The sequence below is a fragment of the Actinomadura keratinilytica genome, assembly GCF_039539665.1.
Classification (GTDB): domain Bacteria; phylum Actinomycetota; class Actinomycetes; order Streptosporangiales; family Streptosporangiaceae; genus Spirillospora; species Spirillospora keratinilytica.
This window is the reverse complement of record NZ_BAABDO010000306.1, coordinates 1-506: the sequence shown is the minus strand read 5'-3', so window position 1 is coordinate 506 and position 506 is coordinate 1. Positions and strand designations below refer to the sequence as shown.

Genomic DNA, 506 nt, shown 5'->3' with positions numbered 1-506 from the left:
CCGGCACCGATCTCCTCGATTCGCTCAGCAGACTCATGCAGCCCGTCACGTGAAATCGTTGTATTCGTAGCAATAATTCCGTCGAGTCCAAGCTTCACGGCGAGCGATACGATTCCATCGATCTGCTCATCGTCCATATCCGGCGCAATTTTTACAAGCAGCGGCGTGTCACCTGCTGCCTCCTTGACACCTTTGAGCAAGGGTTCGAGCAGAGTCAATTCTTGGAGGCCGCGTAGCCCCGGAGTATTCGGGGAACTCACATTCACCGCAAGATAATCAGAAATTGGAGCTAAGCGCTCGGCACTCCATATGTAGTCAGCCGCTGCATCTTCAACTTCTGTGACTCGACTCTTACCGATATTCGAGCCAATGATCGGCCTGTCGCGCTTCAATCGTGCGCGTTCGATGCGAGGTACTGCTGCAGCGGATCCTTGGTTGTTAAACCCCATCCGATTTACAAGTCCGCGATCTGCAATGAGACGAAAGCTACGCGGCTTTTCGTTTCC

General features: G+C 53.2%; 1 protein-coding gene. It reads right to left on the bottom strand.

Going from position 1 to position 506, the window contains the following annotated elements:
* A partial coding sequence (locus tag ABD879_RS32850; protein ID WP_486303751.1) for a dihydroorotate dehydrogenase occupies positions 1-506 on the bottom strand: 506 nt, incomplete at both ends.